This is a genomic window from Planomonospora parontospora, assembly GCA_014647935.1.
Classification (GTDB): domain Bacteria; phylum Actinomycetota; class Actinomycetes; order Streptosporangiales; family Streptosporangiaceae; genus Planomonospora; species Planomonospora parontospora.
Window position 1 is genome coordinate 363,814 of record BMQD01000003.1, and the last position, 21,921, is coordinate 385,734.

Below are 21,921 nucleotides of genomic sequence, written 5' to 3' on the forward strand. Positions count from 1 at the left end.
GGGCTGCGCAGGCGGAGCGGCCGGGAGCGAACGCCCCGCGGCCCGGACGAGAACGGGACAAGGACGGGACATGCCCCTGCTCAGCGTCATAGTGCCGGTCTACAACGTGGAGCCCTATCTGGGCGCGTGCCTGGAGTCCCTCGCGGCGCAGACCTGGCGCGACCTGGAGGTCGTCATGGTCGACGACGGCTCGACCGACGACGGCGCCCGGATCGCCGAGGAGTACCGGGAGCGGGACCCCCGCTTCCGGCTGCTGCGCCAGCCCAATGCCGGGCTCGGCGCGGCGCGCAACGCAGGGCTGCGGCAGGCGTCGGGGGAGTTCGTGGCGTTCCTCGACAGCGACGACATGCTCCCGCTGCACGCGCTGGAGACCATGGCCGGCAGCCTGCTGGAGACCGGTTCCGACCTGGTGTCGGGGAACGTGAAGCGGTTCAGCGGGCGGGGGCTGCGGCAGTCCGCGATGCACCGGACGGTGTGCGCCCGCCCGCTGCGGCGCGCGCACATCACCTCGCACGAGGCGCTGATGCGGGACAGGCTGGTCACCAACAAGCTCTGGCGCCGCTCCTTCTGGGACGAGCAGGGGTTCGCCTTCCCCGAGGGGGTGCTCTACGAGGACATCGGGGTCGCGCTGCAGGCGCACTTCCTGGCCAAGGCGGTGGACGTGCTGGCCGCCGACGTCTACCTGTGGCGGGACCGCGAGGGCGAGCAGCAGTCGATCACCCAGGACCGCGCGCGGGTCAAGGGGGTCGAGGACCGCTTCGCCGCGGTGCGGTCCGTGCGCGGCTTCCTGCTCTCCTCGGGGTTCGCCGAGCACGTCCCCGCCTGGGACCGCACCGTCCTCGACAGCGACCTGTTCCTCTTCATGAAGGCCCTGCCCAGGGGGGATGACGACTTCCGGCGGCGCTTCATGGAACTGGCCGGGGCCTACCTCGACGAGGCCGGCCCCGGGGTGCCGGCCTCGCTGCCCGCGCCGCGCCGGGTGCTCTGGCACCTGGTACGGCAGGGCCGCCTGGCCGACGTCCTCGAAGCGCTCGCCTGGGAGCGCACGGGCGAGCCGCGTGCCGTCCGCCGTGGGGGCCGCTACCACCTCAAGGCCCCGGTGGACGGCGTGCCCGCCGAGGTGACCCGGCTGCGGGACGACCTCGCCCTGCTGCACCGGGTGGACGACGTGCGCCGGGAGGGCGGCCGCCTGGTCGTCGAGGGGCGGGCCACCGTACGGCATCTCCGGCCGGAGCAGCGGGTGCACCAGCAGGTCTTCGCCTCGCTGGTCCGGTCCGGCGACGGTCGGCGGATCCGGGTGCCGGTCACCGCGGTGCGGGCGGCCCCGATCGAGTATCCGCGCGGCAGTTCCCGGCGGCGCGACTGGGGCGGTTTCCGCCTCGTGGTCGACCCGGGCAGGCTGTCCGGCGGTCCGGGGGCGTCGACCTGGCACGTCGAGCTGCTGGTGGTCCACCGGGGCATGGTGCGGCGCGACCGGCTCCGTTTCGGCGGGCCGGAGAGCGCCAGGCGGGACGCCCCGCGGAACGTCCCGGAGCTCGGTTTCGAGGTGTCGCCGGGGACGCGGATGGTCACCGGCCGGGCCGCGGACGGCGCCTTCACCATCCAGCTGGAACCGGAGCGGTTCCGGCTCACCGGCCGGACGGTGTCCGGGGATCGGCTCCGGCTGACCGGCCGCTCCTCGGGCTCCCCGGTCGCACCCGTCCTGGAGCTGGTCAGGGAGCCCGGCGGGACGGTCCTGTCCTACCCGCTCCTCGGCGGGGACGGCCCTCCCGGCTCTCCTGCCTCCTCCGGTCGTCCTCCCGGCTCCTCCGATCTTCCTGCTTCCTCCGGTCCTTCCGGTCCTTCCGGCTCTCCTGGGTCCTCCGGTTCCTTCAGGGCCGAGTTCGACCTGCGGGACGTGCTCCCGGAGCGGCTGCCCCGGCTCGACGCGGCCGGTCCGGAGGCCGCGGCCCTGGACACGAAGGTGGAGTGGCGGGCCAGGATCGCCGACGGGGAGGCGGGGGAGACCTGGCCGGTCCTCGACGGTCTCGGCGCGTGGCGCGGGGTGCGGGGCGGCCGGGAGGTCGTCGTGGCGCCGTCGCCGGCCGGGGAGCTCACGCTGCGGGTGCAGCCTCCGGCGGCCACGGTGGAACGCGCCGAATGGTCCTCCGGAACCGCGGACGCCACAGCCACCGGGGAACTCACGGCGGCCGGAGGAGCCACGGGCGACACGGCGGCCGGAGGAGCCACGGCTTCCGCGGGGGCCGCGGGTGCCGGTGCCACGGGGACCGAGGAGGCGCGGCTGCTGCTCGCCGGGCGCTTCGCCGACGCCGGTGAGACGCCGGAGCGGCTCGTCGTGCTCTCCGCCGACCGCGACGGCGAGTGGTCGTTCCCGGTCCGCTGCGCGGGGGGTCGCTTCGAGGCCGTCGTCACCCCCGCCGCGGCGGAATCCCTGGCGGGCACGCTCCCGCTCCCCGAGGGACGATACGGCCTGGCCCTGCGCACCGCCGGACGGGATCTGCCCCTGGAGACGAGCCGCGGTGAGGCGGAGCAAGGCACGGCGGGGCAAGGCGCGACGGACCTCGGCACGGCTGGGCGCGGCGCGGCGGGGCGGCGCTTCGCGTTCGAGGCCGACGGCACCGGGCACGCCGTGCTGACGGTGCACGGTGACCTGGCCGACGACGAGCGGGGTGCGGAGAACCAGCGCAGGCTGCGGACCGGGCGTTACCAGGCGTGGCGCGGGGAGCCGCTGCGGCAGGCCGTGCTGTTCGACGGCCAGGCGGGCAGGAGGTTCGCCGGCGATCCGAAGGCCGTCTACGAGGAACTGCGCAGGCGGGGGACCGGCCTGGAGACGCTGTGGGTCGTCCGCGACGGGCAGGTGGAGCTGCCGCCGGACGTGACCCCGGTCCGGAGGGGCGGCGCCGACCACTACGAGGCGCTGGCCCGCTGCCGCTACGTCGTCACCGACGTGCACCTGCCGCCGTGGTTCGAGCACAGGGACGGGCAGACGGTCCTGCAGACCCGGCACGACGGTGAGGCCGGGCACCCGGGCTCCGGCGCCGCGGGGCCGTCACGGACGGCCGCCGACCGGGAGCGGCCGGCCGGGCAGGCAGGGCAGGCCGCGCAGTGGGACTACCTGGTCTCGCCGGGTCCCTGGTGCACCCCCGTGCTGCGCGGCGCCCCCGGCTTCACCGGGGAGGTGCTGGAGACCGGCCGCCCGCGCAACGACGTGCTGGTGCGGCCCGGGCGGGAGGAGCTCGCCGCGCGGGTCCGGACGCGGATCGGCCTGCCGCCCGGGAGGAGGGCCGTCCTCTACGTCCCCGCCCTCCGCGAGGACAGACCCCGGGGAAAGGACCGCTACCGGTTCGACCTCCGGCTGGACCTGGCGCGGATGCGGGAACGGCTCGGCCCGGACCACGTGGTGCTGGTCCGCAGGCATCCCGACGCCGTGGGCGGGGTGCCCGGCGCCGGTGACGGCTTCACCGTCGACGTCTCGGCCTACCCGGACGTCCAGGAACTCTTCCTGGTGGCCGACGTCCTGGTCACGGACTACTCCCCGGCGGTCTTCGGTTTCGCGCTGACCGGCCGGCCGATCCTCTTCTACACCTACGACCTGGAGCGCCGCCGCGACCGGGGCCTCGACTGCCCCTTCGACCTCGCGCGGGCCCCCGGGCCGCTGCTGCGCACCACCGACGAGGTGGCCGCCGCGCTGCGCGGGCTCGACGCGGTCGCCGGGGAGTACGCGGAGCGCCGTGCGTCCTTCGCGGCGGAGTACTGCGGGCTCGACGACGGTTCCGCCGCCGCCCGGGTGGTCGAGGCGGTCTTCGGTCCCCGAGAGGCGGTCTTCGGTCCCTGATCGGCACGGTGAGTGACGGAGGGGGACCCGGACGGGCGGGTACCCGGACGACCCCCGCTCGGCCGTCAGAAGGTCAAAGCAGTCGATGCCCTTTCCGGGGGTTGGTCAAGAAGTGGCATGGAGACCTTCCGTTGGTTACAGACCGTCAATTCCGGTAACCGGGGGGTCGCCATGCTGATCTGCATGAGGGTCTACTCGCTGGACGACGTCCGTGCCACCTGCAAGCAGAAGGACTCCTGGTGGACCGTCTTCCTGGTCGACCCGGTGGCGTGCCGGCTGGCTCTGGTCGTCGCCAACCGCACGGACGTCACGCCCAACGGGCTCACCGGCCTCTCGCTGGTGCTCGGCACGGGTGCGGCGGTCGCGTTCGCGGCGGGACGGCTCGCGGCGGGGGCCGCGTTGTTCTACCTGAGCTTCCTGGTCGACTGCATGGACGGGAAGATCGCCCGGCTCAAGGGCACGGGCACGCCGTTCGGGCTCTGGGTCGACTTCGTGGGCGACCGGATCCGGGAGGTCTGCTGCGCGGCCGGCCTGGCGTTCGGGCAGTACGCGGCGACCGGTGAGGTGGCCTACATCCTGCTCGGCGCCGGGGTGACGGTGCTGGACCTCTTCCGCTACGTGAACGCGGCGCAGATGCGGCGGGTGCGCGAGGTGGTCAGGGAGATCCGGGAGTCCCGGGGCGAGGGGGAGGCCCCCGTCGCGAGGGCGGAGATCACCGCCGTCCTGGACGAGGCCGGCTCGCTGATCGGCCGGTCCTCCGCGCGGCGGCCGTACCGGGGCGCCCGCCGGGCGATCGGGAGGTACCGCCTGATCGGTCCGTTCCTGGCCCGCTACCGGGTGCGCACCCATCTGATGAGCGGTATCGAGTTCCACGCCGCGGTCTTCGTGGTGGCCCCGCTCCTCGGCTCCTGGGCGCTGCTGCCCGTCTCGGCCGCGGCGGGCGGGATGCTCCTGCTGAACGAGGCGTATCTGATCTGCCGGCTGTGGCGGTTCACCCGGACGGCGGCGCCCGCCGTACCGGCTCCGCGGAAACCGCAGCACCTGCCTGTCTGACCGGCCGCGGCGGTATCCGCCCGGCACGACCGGACCCTGGCCGGTGCGGCGGTATCCGCCCGGCGCAGCCCGACCTCGACCGGTGCGGCGGTATCGCCCGGCGCACCGGCCCGACTCCGACCATCGCGGCGGCACCTGCCCGGCCGCCCGGCACACCTGTCCGACCACATCTTTCACGGGGGTTCGTTGTGATGCAGTCCGACCGTCCGATATTCGTGATCGGCTGCCCGCGTTCCGGGACGACGATGCTGCAGCTCATGCTGCACGCGCACCCGCGCATCGCGGTGCCGCCGGAGACCCGCTTCATGCTCGCCGCCTACCAGCGCCGGCTCAACTTCGGCGACCTCGACGATCCGACGCGCCGCCACGAGCTGGCCGAGTGGCTGGTCGAGCGCCGGCAGAACCGCTTCCAGGACCTGGGGCTGGACGCGGCAGAGGTGACCCGGGAGATCGTCGACGGTCCGGGCACGCTCGGCTCGGCGCTGGGCATCGTGCTGCGCGCCTACGCGGCCCGGTTCGGCAAGCCGCGCTGGGGCGACAAGCGGCCGTCGTACTTCAAGAGCGTCGACGTGCTGCTCCGGCTCTTCCCGGACGCGCAGTTCGTGCACCTGATCCGGGACGGCCGCGACTGCGTGGCGTCGCTGAAGGAGATGCCCTGGTACAACAAGGACATCTCCCACGCGATCGCGATCTGGGCCGAGGCGATGGACTTCGCCCGCGAGCGCGCGCCGAAGCTGCCCGCGGGCAGCTACCACGAGCTGCGCTACGAGCGGCTGACCCGCGACCCCGAGACCGAGCTGCGGGGGCTCTGCGACTTCCTCGGTGAGGACTTCGACCCGGCGATGTGCGAGCCGAGCCGGGTGGCGGGCGTCGCCGTACCGGAGCACAAGACCTGGCACGTGAACACGCACGAGCAGGTCACCACCGCGAGGTCGGGCTCGTGGCGGGACCGGCTGAAGCCGTGGGAGGTCTCGCTGTGCGAGAGCGTGCTCGGCGACCGGTTGGAGGAGTTCGGCTACGAGCTCAGCGGGGCGCCGAAGCCGTCGAAGACGCAGCTGCTCGCCTACCGGCAGGCCGCGGCCGTGCGGAGGCTGACCCGGGCCAAGCGCGCGGCCCACGACCGGCTGGTACGGCTCCGCGAGCCGAACCCGGTCGCGGCCCGGCTCACCTCCGCCCAGCTGCGGCTGGCCGGGCTGCCCCTCCTCGCCCCGGAGAAGGCCCAGGACAAGCCCGTCCTCGTCGACCGGTGACCCGATCCGGGAGCCGGTGGTCCGCTCCGGATCGGGGACCCGGTCCGGATCGGTGACCCGTCCCGGGCCCAGGAGTACGAGGGCCGGAGGGCCGGTCCGCTCACCGTCCTGAAGGGCACGGCCTGCTGCGGTCCGCGGGTAAAGAAGGTCAAGGACAGGTATGGAGATGTTCCGCTAGTCGCAGAGAGCCGGTTCCGGCGGGCGCGGGGTCGCCATGCTGGCAGGACGAGGGCCTGCTCGGCCGGATCGGGGGATCCGCCGCGGGACCGGGCCGTCCGCCGACTTTCACGGGGGTTCGTTGTGATGCAGTCCGACCGTCCGATATTCGTGATCGGCTGCCCGCGTTCCGGGACGACGATGCTGCGGCTCATGCTGCACGCGCACCCGCGCATCGCGGTGCCGCCGGAGACCCGCTTCACGGTGCCCGCCTACTACTACCGGTTCGCCTTCGGCGACCTGCGGGAGGAGCCCAACCGGCGGCGGCTGGGCCGGTGGATCGTGCGGGACGGCGACACCGGGTTCGAGGAGCTCGGTCTCGACGGGGACCGGTTCGTCGAGGACGTCGTCGTCGGGCCGCCCACGCTGGGATCGGCGATCGGCATCGCCTTCCGCTCCTACGCCGCGCGGCACGGCAGGCCGCGCTGGGCCGACCGGCGGTCGGGCCACCACCACCAGGTGGACGTGATCCGGCGGCTGTTCCCGGACGCGCAGTTCGTGCACCTGGTCAGGGACGGCCGCGACTGCGTGGCGTCGCTGAAGGAGATGCCCTGGTACACCAGGGACGTCTTCCACGCGGTGAACAGCTGGGCCGAGGCGGCCGACTGCGGACGCCGGGCCCGCAGGCTCCCCGCGGACGGCTACTACGAGCTGCGCTACGAGGACCTGATGGCCGATCCGGAGATCGAGCTCGGCAAGCTCTGCGCCTTCCTCGGCGAGGACTACGACCCGGCCATGGCCGAGCCGTGCCTGGTGGCGAGGGGGGTGATCCCGCAGGCCAGGTCCCCGTACCCGAACGCCCGCGGCGAGGGGGTCGCGCTGCGCCCCGGTTCGTGGACCTCGCGGCTGGAGCCGTGGGAGGTCTCCCTCTGCGAGACCGTGCTCGGCGAGCGGCTGGCCGCCTTCGGGTACGAGCCGACCGGTGCGCCCGCGGCGGACCGGGCCCACGTCGCCGCGGTGGAGGAGATCGCCGCCCGCCGTCGCCGGGCCCGCCGGAGGCAGGAGGTCCGGGACCGGATCAACCGCTTCCGCGAGCGGGGCCCGGTGGCCGCGCAGCTCACCGTCCGGCAGCTGGGCGAGTTGGCGAGGGTGTGACCATGCAGTCCGACCGGCCGGTGTTCGTGATCGGCTGCCCGCGTTCCGGGACGACGATGCTGCAGCTCATGCTGCACGCGCACCCGCGCATCGCGGTGCCGCCGGAGACCCGCTTCATGATCTCCGCCTACCAGCGGCGGCTCCACTTCGGTGACTTCACCGCGCCCGTCTGCCGCCGCGAGTTCGCCGAGTGGCTGGTGGGCCGCCGCCAGTCCCGCTTCCACGTGCTGGGGCTGGACGCGGCAGAGGTGACCCGGGAGATCGTCGACGGTCCGGGCACGCTCGGCTCGGCGCTGGGCATCGTGCTGCGCGCCTACGCGGCCCGGTTCGGCAAGCCGCGCTGGGGCGACAAGCGGCCCTCCTACTTCCAGAACGTCGACGTGCTGCTCCGGCTCTTCCCGGACGCGCAGTTCGTGCACCTGATCCGGGACGGCCGCGACTGCGTGGCGTCGCTGAAGGAGATGCCCTGGCACACCGGGACCGTGCACAGCTCGGTCTCCGTCTGGGCCGAGGCGGTCGACTTCTCCCGCAGCCGCGCGCCGAGGCTGCCCGCCGGCAGTTACCACGAGCTGCGCTACGAGGACCTGACGCGCGACCCCGAGACCCAGCTGCGCGGGCTCTGCGCCTTCCTGGGCGAGGACTTCGACCCGGTCATGTGCGAGCCGAAGCGGGTGGCGGGCATCGCCGTACCCGGGCACAAGACCTGGCACGCGCGGACCCACGGCGAGGTGACGACCGCGCGGTCGGGCTCGTGGCGGGACCGGCTGGAGCCGTGGGAGGTCTCCCTGTGCGAGAGCGTGCTCGGTGACCGGCTGGAGGGCCTCGGCTACGAGCTCAGCGGAGCGGCCAAGGCGTCGAGGACGCAGCTGCTCGCCTACGAGCGGACCACGACCATGCGGAGGCTGGCCCGGACCAAGCGGGCCGCCCTCGACCGGCTGGTACGGCTCCGCGAGCCGAACCCGGTCGCGGCCCGGCTCACCTCCGCCCAGCTGCGGCTGGCCGGGCTCCCGGGACCGGAGGACGAGCGCGTCCTCGCCGGACGGGGCGCGTTCCCGTCGTCACCGCCGTCACCGGAGGACGGGCTCACCGGATGACGTGATCGAAGAGCTCCTCCCAGCGGTCCAGGACCCGCTCCAGCCGGAACGCCCCGGCGTGCGCGCGGGCGGCGGCGCCCAGCCGCCGCCTCTCGCCCACCGGGTCCGCCGCGCCGCTCCTGTGCGCCGCTCCGCTCCCGTCCGTCGCGCCGGCCCCGTACGGCGGGCCGGCCGTGCCCGCCGCAACCGGTCCGCCCGCTTGAGCCGCCGCGCCCGCCGGGAACATCAGCCCGGCCAGCGCCGCGGCGAAGGCGTCCACGTCGGCCGGAGGCACCAGGATCCCGGTCTCCCCGTCGCGGACCAGCGACCGCACGCCGCCCGAGACGTCGAACGCCACCGACGGCACGCCGTAGGACGCGGCCTCCGCGACGACCAGCGGCAGCCCCTCGTGCTCGCTGGAGAGGCCGAGGACGGAACCGCCGAGATACTCGCGCCCCATCTCCGCCGCGGGCACCGCGCCCCGGAAGACCACCCGGTCCGCCACCCCGCACGCCCGGGCGTGCGCCCGCAGCCGCTCCTCCTCGGCGCCCTCGCCGATCAGGTGGAGCTCCCATCCGGCCGGCCCGCTCCCGCACGCCATGGCGAAGGCCGAGATCAGCCGGTCGAACCGCTTCACGCCCTCCAGCCGGCCGACGCCGAGCACCCGGCGGGCGGTGAGGCCGGCGGTCCCGGCGGGCCAGGCGGGCAGCGGGTTCGGGATGGACCAGGTGTTGGGCAGCAGCGCGTGCTCGGAGAACAGCCAGGCGTCGTCCTCGCTGACGAACACCGCCCTCTCCAGGCGGCCGTAGTGGCCGCGGACCGAGCGCAGGTGCCAGGAGCCGCGGGCGTGCTGGTAGGAGCCGTGGTACTGGCCGATCGGGAGCAGGTGCCGCGGCAGCTGAGATCTGAGCCGGGCCACCACGCTCGGTGAGGACAGCACCGCGAAGCCGGGTGCCAGCCGGCCGGTCAGCTCGGCCAGGCGGCGGCGCTCGTGCCGGGCCGCCGTACGGGAGAGCCGCCCCGGCGGCGTGCGGTGGACCACGTGCCTCCGGTAGCGGGGCCGCTCCACGTAGCGGAACGGGTGCTCGGCCCGGTGCAGCCCGACCACGTGAACGTCGTGCCCGCGCTCGGCCAGGCCCTGCGCCACGGTGTGGGTGACCCGCTGGATCCCGCCCAGCGTGTCGGCGTCCAGGCAGGCGAACAGGACAGTGCTCATGGTCGTTCACCACTCCTCACTCGCTGCGCTCCCTGCGTCGGGTTCGCTCGGTGCTCATGGTCGTTCACCACTCCTCACTCGCTGCGCGGACGGCCTCGTTCCTCGGCCGGCCGCTGCGCTCCCTGCGTCGGGTTCACTCCGTGCTCAACGCAGCCAGCCCGGTACGGTCACCCGGATCAGCGGCCGGGTGGAGGCGGGCGGGCGGGCCCGCGCCGGGGCCGGGGGCAGGCCGAAGAACGCCTCGACCACCCGGGCGCTCGCCTCGCCCTTCTCGTCGGCGCACCACAGCTCGCGGAACGCGGCGTACTTGGCGGCGAAGGAGGCCGAGACGGCGTCCAGGTCGCGCAGCGCGCAGATCAGCTCCCCGGTGGTGTTCAGGCACGGCCCGGGGGCGATCGCCGGCAGGTCGTGGTAGACGCCCCGCTCCACGCGGCGGTACTCGTCCCAGTCGTCGATCAGGAACAGCATCGGCCGCCCGGTCACCGCGTAGTCGCACATCACCGAGGAGTAGTCCGTCAGCAGCGCGTCGGAGGCCAGCATCAGGTCGTTGATCTCCGGATACGCCCCGGCGGGGCGGACGAAGTGGCGCAGCCGCTGCGGGACCCGGTAGCGCTCGACCGGGTGGGGGCGGAGCACCACCACCCACTCGTCGGCCAGCGCCTCGGCCATCGCCTCCAGATCGGCCCGGATCGACCTGCCGGAGAACTTGGCCTGGTCCCGGTAGGTGGGCGCGTACAGCAGCACCCGGCGGTCCGGCGGGAGCTCCAGGCGGTCCCGGACCCGCTCCACCGCAGCCGGGTCGCCGTGGACGAGCACGTCGCAGCGGGGCGAGCCGAACCGGAGCACCGGCCCGCCGTACTCGTTGGACGGCACGAAGATGCGCTCGAACTCCGCGCTCGGCGCGACCAGTGCGTCCCAGCGGGCCACGGCCGCCCGCCACCGCGCGCGCGGCCCCGGGAAGTCGGCGCGCAGGTCGGGCGAGTTGAAGCCGATCGACTTGATGCCCTGGCCGTGCCAGGTCTGCAGGTAGCGGGTCCGGGGCGGCTTGGGGTAGTCCAGCGGCAGGCCGTGGCTGTCCACCCAGTAGCCGGCCCTGGCCATCGTCCAGATGTGCCGCCAGCTCATCCGGCGGACCAGCCGGGCGTCCTTCGGGAAGTTCCGCCGGTTGCGCGCGACCGACCAGACCACCCGGATCGGCGCCCCGCGCCGGCGCAGCTCCTCGTAGACGTAGCGGGGGCTGCCGGTGCAGCCCGCGCCGACGTCGGACTCGAACAGCGCCAGGTCCCGGCGCTGCGGCAGGACGCGGATCAGCCCCTTGTAGACGCGGAGCTTGAGCTCGGGGGTGCTCAGCCTCCTGATGAGCCGCGCCCGCGCCCGCGCCAGCCGGGGCACCGCGCGCAGCACGCCCCGCCGCCGCCAGGTCAGCCGCAGGACGCCCGCGTGCCCGTCCGGCCGGATCGTCACCGTGTGCCCGGGGACGGCGACCGTGACGGGTCCGGCCGCCGGGTCGAGCAGCAGCACGTCGGAGGTGGTCCGGCCGTCGGGGCGGGCGACGACGACCCTGGGCTCGTAGCGGCCGTCGAAGCCCGGCCGGCCGCCGTGCCGCAGCGCGGCCAGGTCGACCGTGGCCGCGCTGACGTGGCTGCCGTCGGCCTGGCGGCGGGGCGCCAGCCGTACCTTGGCGGACCAGAGCTTCAGCGTCGCGGTCCATCCCGGATGGGCGGCCAGCACCCCGAACGGGTCGTAGGTGCGGACCGTCAGGGTGAGCCGGGTCCCGTCCACGGCGAGGGCCGCCTCGTGCCGGAGCCGGCTCGCGGTGAACGGCAGCTCGGCCAGGCGCAGCGCGGTGATGTCCGTCCCCGGGGACGGGACGGTGCCCCAGTAGGTCCGCCCGCCCTCGCGTACGGCGGCGCGCGGCGGGGCCTGCGGGCCGTTGAGCGAGCGGGCGGCGACGGCCAGTTCGTCCGCGCGGCCGTCGAGGATCAGCGAGCAGCAGACCCGCGCCACGGGGTCGATCCGGTCGAACACCGCCGGGTCGATCTCCGCGAGGTACGGCCCGGCGACGGAGACGAACTCCTCGATCCAGGCCGGGTCCCGCGCGGGCAGCGTGTTGAGGTAGACGCGCAGGTCCTGACGGAGGAAGCGGCGGTGCCGCTCGGGGACCAGCGCGCCGTGGCCGTGGGCGCGCAGCACCTCGTCGCTGAGGCGGGCCGCCCGGACGCGCTGGCGGGCGTTGTCCAGCTCCGCGTAGCGCAGCGAGATCGAGGCGGGCGCGGCGGAGGCGCGGGCCCGGTGCCAGTTGTAGACGGTCCACGGCACCACCGCGAACCTGCGGGCGGCGCAGTACAGCTCGGCGGTGAAGACGTGGTCCTCGAAGTGCAGGTCCTCCCGGAACGGGATCCGCCGGAGCAGTTCGGCCCGGTAGAGCTTGTTGGTGGCGAAGGAGTCGAGGAACATCTCGGGCTCGGCGGCGATGCCCTCGACGGTCCTGCGTCGGGCGAACAGCTCCGGGTAGTAGCGGCGGCTCCTGCGGCTCCCCTCGTAGAAGCGGGTGATCTGGCCGGTGACGAAGTCGGCGCCGGTCCGCTCGACCTCCTCCAGCAGGCTCTTGCAGGCGTGCCAGGGGAGCCGGTCGTCGCTGTCGAGGAACATGACGTACGGCGCGCGGGCGGCGGCCACCCCGTCGTTGCGCGGCGCTCCGCACCCTCCGCTGTTGTGCTCCCTGCGCACGTAGCGGACCCGGGGGTCCTCCTCCATCAGGGCCCGCACCACCTGCTCGGTGCCGTCGTCGCTCGCGTCGTCCACCACGATCGCCTCGACGGCGCGCAACGACTGGCGGAGCACGGACCGCACGGCCCGGGGCAGCCGGGCGGCGTCGTTGTAGGCGATGACGACCACACTGCAGTCCGGCTCATTGATCACGGTTTGAGGTATTCCCGTAATTAAATGTGCACTTGTCCGTCTTGTTGATTGATGACCCGGTCTTTACCACTGCTCGTCTTGGGAGCGGTGGAGTTCCCGTGGGGGCAGGGGTTGATCCTCGTCCTGGGTGCTTCAGGACGGAGTCGTGTCGTTGCCGGTAGGGCCAATTTCGTATTACGTTTGGTCGGTGGAGGTTCACAGATCGGCGCGGAAGCACGGGGTGGCGGATGAGGACATCGTCCATGCCGCTTCACGTTTCCTCGTTGCCCCCCCCTCTGTCGGAAGACGATGAGCAAGGACCTCTCCGTGAGTTGCGTCTCGGACCGGACCTGACGGGCAACCTGCTGGAAATAGTCGTGCTGCTGCTGGACGACGGCCGGGAGTTGATCATCCACGCGATGCGAATGAGGCCGAAATACCGGGAACTGCTGCCATGAGGGAGGCAATTGATGAGCGAGAGAGAAGGAGAAGGGGACGCCCCCACCTCGGGTGGGGTACCCGTCACGGATGACCTGATTGATGGCCTAGCGGCTGAGGCCGAGGAAGGCTACGACGTCACGGAACTCCGTCGCCGAGGGGGACGACGCCCCATGGGCTCGGCCGCCGCCGAGGTGGTTCCGGTCCGCCTGGATCCGGAACTCAGAGCGGCGTTGCTCCGACGGGCCAAGAATGATCACACAAGCGCCAGCGAGGTGATTCGCCGGGCCCTTCAAGCGTGGCTGGATGTCGCCTGACGACACGCTGCGCGTCGACTTCGATGAGGCTGCTGGATGCTTAGTGATCATCTCGCGGGTTCGACGAATCAGTCAGATGAGCAGGAAAGGTCGATCAGGACGGCGGTCGCGCGAAGGTTCGAGGCGTGGAGGGCAGTCGTCGGCGGTGCCGCTGCTGACGCTGGTGCGCGTGGCGGGCGCCCGCTGGGCGGTCGAGGAGTCGTTCCAGGTGGCCAAGGGCCAGGTCGGGCTGGACCACTACCAGGTCCACACCTGGATAGGCTGGCACCGGCACATCACCCTGGCCATGCTCGCGCCGGTGTTCCTGGCCGCGCTGGCCGCGCACCGATCGGACGATGACCCGCAGCGTATCCCGTTGACGCTCCCCGAGATCCGCCGTCTGCTGGCCGTACTCGTCCTGACCACGCGAACTCGGCGAGGTTCTGCGCTGGTCATGGTGGCGTCGCCGTCATCAGGCCAGCGCCCGCCGGTGCCACCACCAGCGCAGATCCCAGCCATGATCTCAAAGTGGGCTCTGACCCACTTTCGATGACGAGGTGACCTCAAACCGGCCGCCACGTTCGACGCGACGCTGACCGGCTTCCTGCTGAGCGCCCAACGCAGACCTGCCCCTACGGCAGGATGGGCGCCATGATGGAGATCAACTTCTTGACCGAATCCGATCGCGCCTGCTGGGAAGTTCTGGCCCGTGGTAAAGACACGTACTTCAAGGTCGAACGCAGCGACGACGCCTACGAACGGACCTGGCGACGCCTGCTCGACGACGGGCGGATACGCGGGATCGCCGCCCGACTGGACGGCAGAATGGTCGGCATCGCGCACTACCTGTTCCATGCCAGTGTCTGGTACGCCGGGAAATGCTATCTGGCGGACTTGTTCGTGAACGAGGAAGTCCGGCGGCGGGGTATCGCGACGGCAATGATCGAGTGGGTGGCGCGGGACGCCAGGGAGCACGACTTCCCAGGCCTCTACTGGAACACACTGGAAGACGCCCCGGCTCGCGCGCTGTACGACAAGGTGGGCAAGTTCCACAAGGAACTCATCCACTACGCCTACCGGCGTGACGCGAACCAGGCCTCCACCCGGCGCTGAAGGGCGATCAGGATAGGGCGATCTCGACCGGACCGAGGAAAGTCAGCGGAACGATCCCGTCGAGTGAGGCGACCGGCCTGTGGAACACCGCCAAGCCGACTCCGACGTCCTGCCGGCTTGCCTTCGGCCCTCCGACCAATCACTCTCCTCACCGCTACCGCGTCATCGAGAGCGGGTCAGAGCCTCAAAGTGTCACCGGAGTAGCGGCGAAGATCTCCGGCGATCCTTGCCGGAGCCGCCGAGGAGGTGTCCGTCCCGAGGGCGCTGGACAAGCCGCCTGTCCGGCTCGGATCCGGTGAGGTTCAGCGGTGGCGCAGGAGGCGGCGGGCCAGCCAGGCGAGCAGGACGAGGCCCGTCAGGGCGGCGATGAAGGGGGCGGCGCGGCGCAGGAGCGGGACGCCGGCGACCTCCAGCAGGTCGAGGGCCTCCTCGTCGGGGGTGCGGGAGGTACGGGCGGTCCCGGCCGGATGGACGTCCTGCTGCCGGGCCTCCTCCATCGCGGGAGTCTCGCCGGAGGAGGGCACCGCCGTCAGGCGGCGGATGGGGTGGACCGTCCCGGGCGGACCGTCCGGACCGTCCGGCCCGTCGGCACCCGCTCCGCTGGCCGTCTCCGAAACCGCCGCGCCCGCTTCACCGGTCGGGCCGGATCCCGCCGTCTCCGGTGCGGGGGCGGCCGGGGTCCCGTCCGGAGCGGACGGCTCCCCGGCGGCGGGTTCGCTCAGCAGGCCGGAGAGGTTGGCGGCGAACCGGTCGATCAGCCGGGCGCCGACCTCGGCCATCACACCCCGGCCGAACTGCGCGGGGCGGCCGGTCACGTTGAAGGACGTCCCGACCGCGACCCGGGTGCCCGTCCCCTCCGGGAGGAGCCGGGCGGTGACCGTGGCGGCGGCCGTGCCCGAGCCCCGGGCCTCCTTGCCGGAGGCCTTGAGGACGGCGGTGTGCGCGTCCTTGTCGACGTCCTCGAAGGCGGCCGAGCCCCGGTAGGTGACGGTGATCGGGCCGACCTTCACCTTCAGCCGGCCGGTGAAGGAATCGCCCTCCACGGTGTCGAGCACGGCCCCCGGCAGGCAGGGGGCGACCCTCTCGACGTCGAGCAGCACCGCCCACGCCTGCTCGACCGGCACCGGAACCGTGAACTCGTGCTCGAACCGCATCGCCATCGATCCGCTCCTGTTCGAGGTCGGCCGGGCGGGACCGCGCCCGCGGCACCTGCAATACCTGTGACAGTACGACTACGGACGGGGACTCCGCCAGAGCGGGTGCCCCGCCGGTCCGCCGTTCGGGAGGGCGCAGCCGGCGGGACGAGGCTCAGGAGAGCGCGGCCCGCACGGCCCGGTGGGTCAGCACCCGGGCCAGGTGGCGGCGGTAGTCGGGCTTGGCGTGCAGGTCCGCCGGGGGCGCCGTGCCCTCGTCCGCCCAGGCGCAGGCGTCCCTGACCGGGTCGCGGCCGCCGTCCGCACCGGCGCCCGCGGCCGGCGGGGTCACGCCGCGCAGCGCCGTCTCCACGGTCCGCGCCCGCACCGGGGCGGGGCCCATGTTGGTCAGCCCGATCCGGGCCTGCGCGATGGTCCCCGCCTCGAGCCGTACGGCGGCGGCCACGCCGACCACCGCCCAGGCCTGCGCGGTCCGGTGGAACTTCTCGTAGTGGAAGCCCCAGCCGTCGCCCAGCTTGGGCACCTTGACGCCGGCCAGCACCTCGCCCGGTTCGAGCGCCGTCTCCAGGTAGCCGGTGAAGAACCCGGCCGCCGGGATCTCCCGTCCGCCCGCGCCGGAGGCGGTGACGAGTACGGAGTCCAGGGCGAGCGCGACGGCGGGCAGGTCCCCGGCCGGGTCGGCGTGGGCCAGGGAGCCGCCGAAGGTGCCGCGGTGCCGTACGGCGGGGTCGGCGACCGTGGCGGTGGCCAGCGCCACCAGGGGGGCGTGCTCGCGGATCACCGGGGAGCGCAGCACCTCGTCGTGGGTGGTGAGCGCGCCGATGAACACGTGGTCGCCCCGGTCCTGCACGCCGCGCAGCTCCTCCAGGCGTCCGAGGTCCACCAGCACGGACGGGTAGGCGAGCCGCAGGCGCAGCAGCGGCAGCAGGGACTGGCCCCCGGCCAGCGCCTTGACGTCGCCTTCGGCCGGGTCGGCCGCGCCGAGGATCCGGCAGGCCTCGTCCAGGGACGAGGGCCGGACGTAGTCGAACGGGGCGGGGATCACTGCGCACCTCCGTCGTTCTCGTCGCGCCGGACGGCCCCGGCGCGGTCCGCGGACGCGCCGGAGCGGGCCAGGACGCGCCAGACCCGTTCGGGCGTGCAGGGCATCGGGACGTCGTGCACGCCGTACGGGCGGAGCGCGTCGACGACGGCGTTGACCACGGCGGGGGTGGAGGCGATCGTCCCCGCCTCGCCGACCCCCTTCACGCCGAGGGGGTTGCTGGTCGCCGGGGTCTCGGTCCGGTCGGTGACGAAGTCCGGCAGATCCGCCGCGGACGGGATCAGGTAGTCGGCCATCGTGGTGGTGAGCAGGTTGCCCTCGGGGTCGTAGACCGCCTCCTCGAAGAGGGCCTGGCCGATGCCCTGCGCGATGCCGCCGTGCACCTGCCCCTCGACGATCAGCGGGTTCACCACGCGGCCCACGTCGTCCACGGCCACGTAGGAGCGGATCGCGACGGTCCCCGTCTCGGTGTCGACCTCCACCGCGCACAGGTGGGTGCCGTGCGGGAAGGAGAAGTTCTCCGGGTCGAAGGTGGCGTCGGCGTCCAGCCGGGGCTCGAAGCCGTCCGGCAGGTCGTGCGCGGCGAAGGCGGCCAGCGCGAGCTCCTGGACGGTCCGGCCCGCCCCGCCGAGGCCGGTGCCGCGCACCCGGAACACGCCGTCGGCGAACTCGATGTCGTCGTCGGCCGCCTCCAGCAGGTGCGCGGCGAGCCGTTTCGCCTTCTCCTTGACCTTCTCGCAGGCCGCCAGTACGGCGACGCCGCCGACGACCAGCGAGCGCGAGCCGTAGGTGTCCATGCCCCGGGGCGAGACCGCGGTGTCGCCGTGCAGGACGGAGACGTCCTCGAACGGCACGCCCAGCGCGTCGGCCGCGATCTGGCTCCACGACGTCTCGTGGCCCTGCCCGTGGGGGGAGGTGCCGGTGACGACCTCGACCTTGCCGGTGGGCAGCAGCCGGACCGTGGCGTGCTCCCAGCCGCCCGCCCCGTAGCTCAGCGAGCCGAGCACCCGGGACGGCGCCAGGCCGCACATCTCGGTGTACGTCGAGACGCCGATGCCGAGCTGGACCGGGTCGCGCCGCTCGCGCCGGTCGGCCTGCTCGGCGCGGAGCTTGTCGTAGCCGAGCAGGGCCAGCGCCCGCTCGGTGGCGGCCTCGTAGTCGCCGGAGTCGTAGGTGAGCCCGGCGACCGTGGTGTACGGGAACTCCTCGCGGGAGATCCAGTTGCGGCGCCGTACCTCGACCGGGTCCAGGTCCAGCTCGGCGGCGAGCTCGTCGACGGCGCGCTCGATCGCGAACGTCGCCTCGGGGCGGCCCGCGCCCCGGTAGGCGTCGGTCGGCATCTTGGTGGTGAAGACGCCCGTGCAGGTGAAGTCGTAGGCGTCCATCTTGTAGATGCCGTTGTACATGAACGCGCCGAGCAGCGGCACGCCCGGTGTGACCAGCATCAGGTAGGCGCCCATGTCGGCCAGCAGGTCCACCCGCACGCCCCGGATGCGCCCGTCCCGCTCCGCCGCCAGGGAGATCCGCTGGATCTGGTCGCGGCCGTGGTGCACGGTCAGGTTGCCCTCGGAGCGGGACTCGGTCCACTTGACGGGCCTGCCGAGCCGGCGGGCCAGCAGCAGGCCCAGCACCTCCTCGGCGGTGACCTGGAGCTTGGAGCCGAAGCCGCCGCCCACGTCCGGGGCGACCACGCGCAGCAGGTGCTCGGGGATCCCGGTGGTCAGCGCGAGCATGACGCGCAGGATGTGCGGGATCTGGGTCGCCGAGTAGAGCGTGAAGCCCTCGCCCTCGGGGGCGGCCACCACCGCGCGGGGCTCCATCGCGGTGGGGATGAGCCGCTGCTGGACGTAGGTCCGGTCGATCACCACGGGGGCGTCGCGGAACGCCGCGCCGGCGTCGCCGCCGGAGAACTTCCAGGTGAAGGCCTGGTTGCCGGCCTCGTGCACGGCCGGGGCGCCGTCGGCGAGCGCCTCGGTCATGTCGAGCACCGCCTCCAGCGGCTCGTAGTCGGCCTCGATCGCCTCCAGCGCGTCGGCGGCCTTGTAGCGGTCGGTGGCGACCACGCAGGCCACGGCCTCGCCCACGTAGCGGACCCGGTCGACCGCCATGGGCGGGTGGTCGGGGATGACGACGTCCTCGCTGACCGGCCAGGCGCACGGCAGGCTGCCCTGCTCGCCGTCGAAGTCGCGGCCGGAGAAGGCGGCCACCACGCCGGGCATCGCCAGGGCGGCGGAGACGTCCACCCGGGTGAGGCGCGCGTGCGCCATCGGGCTGCGCAGGAACGCCACGTGCAGCATGCCGGGGAACTGGATGTTGTCGGTCCAGCGGGTGCGCCCGGTGATCAGCCGGGCGTCCTCCCGGCGCCTGCGGGCGCGGCCGACCTCGCGGCCCTCGGCGGGGTTCCTGGGCTCGCCGACCTGGTCGCTCTCGGCGATCCGGCGGGCGACGAGGCCCGCGTCGAGCTGCTCGGTCACGGCGCCGCCACCCCCTCGCCGACCGGTTCGCCGGCTGTCTCACCGGCTGTCTCACCGGCTGTCTCACCGGCTGTCTCACCGGCTGTCTCACCGGGCGGTTCGCCGGACATCGCGCGGGCGCCGCGCCGTACCGCGCGGACGATGGTGCAGTAGCCCGTGCACCGGCACAGGTTGCCCTTCAACCCCTGCCGGACGGCCTCCTCGGACGGGTCCGGGTCGTCCCGGAGCAGGTCGATCGCGGCCATGATCATCCCTGGGGTGCAGTATCCGCACTGCAGGGCGTGCTCCTCGTGGAAGGCCCGCTGCATGGGGTGCAGCTCGCCGCCGGAGGCGAGCCCCTCGACGGTGACCACGTCGCTCCCGTCGGCCTGTACGGCGAGCACGGAGCAGCTCTTGGCGCTCCTGCCGTCGAGCATCACGGTGCAGGAGCCGCAGTTGCCCGTGTCGCAGCCGACGGGGGTGCCGGTCCGGCCGAGCCGGTCCCGCAGGAAATGGACGAGGAGGAGGCGCGGCTCGACCTCCTCCTCGTAGGCGACTCCGTCGACGGTGACGGTGACTCTGGGCATACGTCCTCCAGGTTCACCCGCGGGGGCAGGGGAAGTGAGAGCCGGATCCACCACGAACGTACGCCTCTGCCGCCCCGGGTCAACCGTCTGTTCCCGGAGTCCCGGGCCGGCCGCCCGTTCCCGGAGTCCCGGGCCGGCCGCCCGTTCTCAGAAGACGGGCAGCCGCCCCGGCGCGCGCCCGCCGAGGATCCGGCGCTCGGAGGCGTCGATCCGGACGTCGTTGATGCTCGCCTCCCTGCGCCGCATCAACCCGCTCTCCGCGAACTCCCACAGCTCGTTGCCGTAGCTGCGCCACCACCGGCCGCCGGTGTCGTGCCACTCGTACTGGAACCGTACGGCGATGCGGTTCCCGGTGAAGGCCCACAGCTCCTTGCGGAGCCTGTAGTCCAGCTCCCTGGCCCACTTGCGGGCCAGGAACTCCCTGATCTGCTCCCGGCCGGTGAGGTGCTCGTCCCGGTTGCGCCAGACCGAGTCCGGCGTATAGGCCAGCGAGACCCGCTCCGGGTCGCGGGTGTTCCACGCGTCCTCGGCCGCCTGGACCTTGGCCCGGGCGGTCTCCTCGGTGAACATCCCGGTCGGTTTCTCGGACATGGTGCTTCCTTTCGCGGTGCCGCCCGTGCGGGCCCGTTCCGTCCGTCAGGTGTGCGCGGCCGACCGCCCGGCACGCTCCGGTCGAGCCTCCGGGAGGCCGTGGCGGGCCCCCCGGTCGGCCGCGGCCGCGGGCGGGGTGTGGCGGGTCCCCTGTTGGGACGGGGCCGCGGGCGGGTTGTGGCGGGAGTACTCCCCGAACGTCCAGCGGAACGGGATCGCCCCGCCGACCTGGACGGCCTCGTCCACGTCGAACGTGACGAGCCGCTCCGCGCCGGGGACGCCGCCCGGGTCCTCCCCGACGCGCGCCCGGCCGGTCAGGTGCAGCGCGTCTCCGCTCTCCCAGTCGAGGAAGAGCAGCCCGCAGCGTTCGTCCAGCTCCAGGTTGCCGAGCGTCATGTACATCAGGTTCCCCGCGTACTCCGGCCAGACCAGCCTCCGGTCGCCGACGACCTGGACGAACCCCGGGCCGCCGCCGCGGTGGGACACGTCGGCGCCCAGCCCCTCCACCCGGGTGGCCGCGAAGAACGTGTCGGCCCGGCCGATCCACGCCTGCTGGCGGGGGGTGAGCGCCTCCGCGGCGGACGCGCCGCCGGCCTCACCGGGCGGGCCCTCGGCCGCTCCGGTGATCTCCCGGGTCTGGATGTACTTGGGGCAGTTGGCGTACACCTGGTCGGTGCGGACCGTCAGCCGGTCGCCGTCGCGGCGGGCCCGGCCGTTGACCCGCATCCGCCGCCGGGTCGCCGGCTCGATGGCGAGCATCCCGATCTCGTGCCCGCCGCCGTGGTCCGGGTCCTGCCCGGTGCCGCCCACGGTGCCGGCGGGCGTCGCCGTACGGTGCCCGTCGTCGCCGAACAGGGCGGCCAGCGGGTCGTGCGGGCCGGGCAGCGCGCCGACCACCACGGTCCGCTCACCGGCGGGCCGGGCGAACCCGGCGGGCCCGGTCAGCGCGCTCGCCCAGACCCGGCCGGAGGCGTCGGCGGCGCCGATGACGATCATGCGCTGCGCACGCAGGAAGTCGCCCGCCACCGCCGGGATCTCCGGCCGGGCGCGGGCCGACCCCCAGTCCGCGCGGCGCACCCCGGACCGCCGCTGCACCGCGGCCTCCCCCTCGTGCCTCATCGTCTCCTCCTCCGTCCGGGACCGGCGTGCCGGGCTAGAAGAAGCCGCAGGTGGGGGCCCCGGAGGTGGGGGCGGGCCGATCGCCGGCGCCGTCGGGGGCGTAGACCTCCAGCCGGATCCCGTCGGGGTCCTCGAAGAACACGCCGCCGGAGGACGCGCCCTCGCCGTGCGGGACGACGCCGTCGTGGTGGAGGACGGCTCCGAGCTCGCGGACGACGGCCTCCGCCCGCCGTACCGCCTCGATGTCGGGCACCTCGAAGGACAGGTGGTGCAGGCCCGGCAGGCCGGTGGCGAAGCGGCCCTCGCTCTGCTGCCAGAGGGTCAGCACCAGCGTGCCGTCGCGGCCGAGGAAGGCGTAGCGGCGGCCGTCCTCGCGCGACTCGCCGACGACCTCGAAGCCGAAGACCTTCCGGTAGAAGTCCCGGGAGGCGTCGAGGTCGGAGACGTTGAGGCCGATGTGGCCGGTACGGAGGGTCATCGTGCTTCTCC

At 73.6% G+C, this 21,921-nt stretch carries 17 protein-coding genes and 1 pseudogene; 9 read left to right on the forward strand and 9 right to left on the reverse strand.

Annotated features, from left to right (window positions below):
* Positions 1 to 70 precede the first annotated feature (70 nt).
* The 5 genes from IEZ07_RS07070 (at position 71) to IEZ07_RS07090 (ending at position 8,543) form a co-directional block, all read left to right on the forward strand.
* Positions 71 to 3,835 (forward strand): bifunctional glycosyltransferase/CDP-glycerol:glycerophosphate glycerophosphotransferase, encoded by a 3,765-nt coding sequence (locus IEZ07_RS07070; RefSeq protein ID WP_191894006.1) that lies wholly within the window; start codon positions 71 to 73, stop codon positions 3,833 to 3,835.
* A 183-nt stretch (positions 3,836 to 4,018) separates the two neighbouring features.
* Positions 4,019 to 4,888 carry a CDP-alcohol phosphatidyltransferase family protein gene (locus IEZ07_RS07075; protein WP_239319552.1) on the forward strand — a complete coding sequence of 290 codons (870 nt, stop codon included), beginning with the start codon at positions 4,019 to 4,021 and terminating at the stop codon, positions 4,886 to 4,888.
* Positions 4,889 to 5,079: 191 nt separating this feature from the next.
* On the forward strand, positions 5,080 to 6,138 hold the full coding sequence (locus IEZ07_RS07080) for a sulfotransferase family protein (protein WP_191894008.1): 1,059 nt from the start codon (positions 5,080 to 5,082) through the stop codon (positions 6,136 to 6,138).
* A 303-nt stretch (positions 6,139 to 6,441) separates the two neighbouring features.
* Complete coding sequence (locus tag IEZ07_RS07085; protein WP_191894009.1) at positions 6,442 to 7,449, forward strand: sulfotransferase family protein; 1,008 nt, start codon at positions 6,442 to 6,444, stop codon at positions 7,447 to 7,449.
* Positions 7,450 to 7,451: 2 nt separating this feature from the next.
* Positions 7,452 to 8,543, forward strand: coding sequence for a sulfotransferase family protein (locus IEZ07_RS07090; protein WP_191894010.1), 1,092 nt, complete (start codon positions 7,452 to 7,454; stop codon positions 8,541 to 8,543).
* Here IEZ07_RS07090 and IEZ07_RS07095 read toward each other — a convergent pair.
* A complete protein-coding gene (locus IEZ07_RS07095) occupies positions 8,533 to 9,738 on the reverse strand; it encodes a glycosyltransferase (protein ID WP_239319550.1) in 1,206 nt (401 codons plus the stop codon). The two genes, IEZ07_RS07090 and IEZ07_RS07095, sit on opposite strands and share 11 nt — an antisense overlap.
* A 144-nt stretch (positions 9,739 to 9,882) precedes the next feature.
* On the reverse strand, positions 9,883 to 12,660 hold the full coding sequence (locus IEZ07_RS07100) for a bifunctional glycosyltransferase/CDP-glycerol:glycerophosphate glycerophosphotransferase (RefSeq protein ID WP_191894011.1): 2,778 nt from the start codon (positions 12,658 to 12,660) through the stop codon (positions 9,883 to 9,885).
* Positions 12,661 to 12,971: 311 nt separating this feature from the next.
* On the opposite strand from IEZ07_RS07100, the gene IEZ07_RS35490 reads away from it, so the two are divergent.
* From IEZ07_RS35490 to IEZ07_RS07120, 4 genes and pseudogenes are all read left to right on the forward strand, one after another.
* Positions 12,972 to 13,097 (forward strand): hypothetical protein, encoded by a 126-nt coding sequence (locus IEZ07_RS35490; protein ID WP_275413754.1) that lies wholly within the window; start codon positions 12,972 to 12,974, stop codon positions 13,095 to 13,097.
* Positions 13,098 to 13,109: 12 nt separating this feature from the next.
* Positions 13,110 to 13,394: a ribbon-helix-helix domain-containing protein gene (locus tag IEZ07_RS07110; RefSeq protein ID WP_191894012.1), complete on the forward strand. Its 285-nt coding sequence runs from the start codon at positions 13,110 to 13,112 to the stop codon at positions 13,392 to 13,394.
* Between the two features lie 148 nt (positions 13,395 to 13,542).
* Positions 13,543 to 13,894 (forward strand): annotated as a pseudogene (locus IEZ07_RS07115) (IS701 family transposase); the annotation flags it as partial.
* Positions 13,895 to 14,024: 130 nt separating this feature from the next.
* Positions 14,025 to 14,486: a GNAT family N-acetyltransferase gene (locus IEZ07_RS07120; protein ID WP_239319548.1), complete on the forward strand. Its 462-nt coding sequence runs from the start codon at positions 14,025 to 14,027 to the stop codon at positions 14,484 to 14,486.
* 302 nt (positions 14,487 to 14,788) lie between these two features.
* Here the strand turns inward: IEZ07_RS07120 and IEZ07_RS07125 are convergent, their stop codons facing one another.
* From IEZ07_RS07125 to IEZ07_RS07155, 7 genes are all read right to left on the reverse strand, one after another.
* Entirely contained in the window at positions 14,789 to 15,646 is an 858-nt protein-coding gene (locus IEZ07_RS07125; RefSeq protein WP_191894015.1) for an SRPBCC family protein, read from the reverse strand.
* 148 nt (positions 15,647 to 15,794) lie between these two features.
* Positions 15,795 to 16,685 carry an FAD binding domain-containing protein gene (locus tag IEZ07_RS07130; protein WP_191894016.1) on the reverse strand — a complete coding sequence of 297 codons (891 nt, stop codon included), beginning with the start codon at positions 16,683 to 16,685 and terminating at the stop codon, positions 15,795 to 15,797.
* Entirely contained in the window at positions 16,682 to 19,117 is a 2,436-nt protein-coding gene (locus IEZ07_RS07135) for a xanthine dehydrogenase family protein molybdopterin-binding subunit (protein WP_373868844.1), read from the reverse strand. Before IEZ07_RS07135 ends, IEZ07_RS07130 begins: the two co-directional genes overlap by 4 nt.
* A gap of 35 nt (positions 19,118 to 19,152) precedes the next feature.
* A complete protein-coding gene (locus IEZ07_RS07140; RefSeq protein WP_191894018.1) occupies positions 19,153 to 19,722 on the reverse strand; it encodes a (2Fe-2S)-binding protein in 570 nt (189 codons plus the stop codon).
* A 147-nt stretch (positions 19,723 to 19,869) separates the two neighbouring features.
* Positions 19,870 to 20,313, reverse strand: coding sequence for a nuclear transport factor 2 family protein (locus IEZ07_RS07145; RefSeq protein WP_191894019.1), 444 nt, complete (start codon positions 20,311 to 20,313; stop codon positions 19,870 to 19,872).
* 45 nt (positions 20,314 to 20,358) lie between these two features.
* Positions 20,359 to 21,432, reverse strand: coding sequence for a pyridoxamine 5'-phosphate oxidase family protein (locus IEZ07_RS07150; RefSeq protein WP_191894020.1), 1,074 nt, complete (start codon positions 21,430 to 21,432; stop codon positions 20,359 to 20,361).
* 34 nt (positions 21,433 to 21,466) lie between these two features.
* The gene (locus IEZ07_RS07155; protein ID WP_191894021.1) at positions 21,467 to 21,910 is read right to left on the reverse strand and encodes a VOC family protein; all 444 of its coding nucleotides are present in this window, start codon (positions 21,908 to 21,910) and stop codon (positions 21,467 to 21,469) included.
* Between the last annotated feature and the right edge of the window lie 11 nt (positions 21,911 to 21,921).

Excerpts from the sequence above, each read along its gene's own strand:
- IEZ07_RS07080 (WP_191894008.1), top strand. The coding sequence starts at position 5,080 with ATGCAGTCCGACCGTCCGATATTCGTGATCGGCTGCCCGCGTTCCGGG.
- IEZ07_RS07150 (WP_191894020.1), bottom strand. The coding sequence starts at position 21,432 with ATGAGGCACGAGGGGGAGGCCGCGGTGCAGCGGCGGTCCGGGGTGCGC.
- IEZ07_RS07155 (WP_191894021.1), bottom strand. The coding sequence starts at position 21,910 with ATGACCCTCCGTACCGGCCACATCGGCCTCAACGTCTCCGACCTCGAC.
- IEZ07_RS07070 (WP_191894006.1), top strand. The coding sequence starts at position 71 with ATGCCCCTGCTCAGCGTCATAGTGCCGGTCTACAACGTGGAGCCCTAT.
- IEZ07_RS07120 (WP_239319548.1), top strand. The coding sequence starts at position 14,025 with ATGATGGAGATCAACTTCTTGACCGAATCCGATCGCGCCTGCTGGGAA.
- IEZ07_RS07140 (WP_191894018.1), bottom strand. The coding sequence starts at position 19,722 with ATGCCCAGAGTCACCGTCACCGTCGACGGAGTCGCCTACGAGGAGGAG.
- IEZ07_RS07125 (WP_191894015.1), bottom strand. The coding sequence starts at position 15,646 with ATGGCGATGCGGTTCGAGCACGAGTTCACGGTTCCGGTGCCGGTCGAG.
- IEZ07_RS07090 (WP_191894010.1), top strand. The coding sequence starts at position 7,452 with ATGCAGTCCGACCGGCCGGTGTTCGTGATCGGCTGCCCGCGTTCCGGG.
- IEZ07_RS07145 (WP_191894019.1), bottom strand. The coding sequence starts at position 20,313 with ATGTCCGAGAAACCGACCGGGATGTTCACCGAGGAGACCGCCCGGGCC.
- IEZ07_RS07110 (WP_191894012.1), top strand. The coding sequence starts at position 13,110 with ATGAGCGAGAGAGAAGGAGAAGGGGACGCCCCCACCTCGGGTGGGGTA.
- IEZ07_RS07075 (WP_239319552.1), top strand. The coding sequence starts at position 4,019 with ATGAGGGTCTACTCGCTGGACGACGTCCGTGCCACCTGCAAGCAGAAG.
- IEZ07_RS07095 (WP_239319550.1), bottom strand. The coding sequence starts at position 9,738 with ATGAGCACTGTCCTGTTCGCCTGCCTGGACGCCGACACGCTGGGCGGG.
- IEZ07_RS07085 (WP_191894009.1), top strand. The coding sequence starts at position 6,442 with ATGCAGTCCGACCGTCCGATATTCGTGATCGGCTGCCCGCGTTCCGGG.